General features: G+C 48.9%; 4 tRNA genes and 1 rRNA gene. All 5 read right to left on the reverse strand.

From position 1 onward, the window contains the following. Positions 1 to 41 precede the first annotated feature (41 nt). Positions 42 to 122 (reverse strand) — tRNA-Leu (locus DT250_RS31400). A gap of 23 nt (positions 123 to 145) precedes the next feature. After that, positions 146 to 221, reverse strand: a tRNA-His gene (locus tag DT250_RS31405). A 10-nt stretch (positions 222 to 231) separates the two neighbouring features. Beyond that, positions 232 to 307: transfer RNA gene (locus DT250_RS31410), tRNA-Thr, on the reverse strand. Between the two features lie 4 nt (positions 308 to 311). Next, a tRNA-Val gene (locus DT250_RS31415) sits at positions 312 to 387 on the reverse strand. Positions 388 to 391: 4 nt separating this feature from the next. Further along, a 5S ribosomal RNA gene (rrf, locus tag DT250_RS31420) occupies positions 392 to 507 on the reverse strand. Between the last annotated feature and the right edge of the window lie 49 nt (positions 508 to 556).

Here is a 556-nt window from a genome sequence, read left to right on the forward strand (position 1 = left end):
AACTACTTCCGCAAGACATGTATGAGTTATTTTATTAAAAGTGCGGGTGAAGGGAGTCGAACCCCCACGCCAAAGGCGCTAGATCCTAAGTCTAGTGCGTCTGCCAATTCCGCCACACCCGCATATTAATTATTAAAAGAAAAAATGGGGCGACTGATGGGAATCGAACCCACGAATGCCGGAGCCACAATCCGGTGCGTTAACCACTTCGCCACAACCGCCATGATTTTCTGGTGCCGACTAGAGGACTTGAACCCCCAACCTACTGATTACAAGTCAGTTGCTCTACCAATTGAGCTAAGTCGGCTAAATGGTGGAGGATGACGGGATCGAACCGCCGACCCCCTGCTTGTAAGGCAGGTGCTCTCCCAGCTGAGCTAATCCTCCAATTGCCTGGCAACGTCCTACTCTCACAGGGACAAGGTCCCAACTACCATCGGCGCTAGAGAGCTTAACTTCCGTGTTCGGTATGGGAACGGGTGTGGCCTCTCTGCCATCATTACCAGACTGTATTCATTTAAGACAAGAATTATTGTAACTTATTTAACTTTTAAAG

This window comes from Bacillus sp. AR2-1, assembly GCF_008368755.1.
GTDB classification, from domain to species: Bacteria; Bacillota; Bacilli; order Bacillales; family Bacillaceae_G; genus Bacillus_A; species Bacillus_A wiedmannii.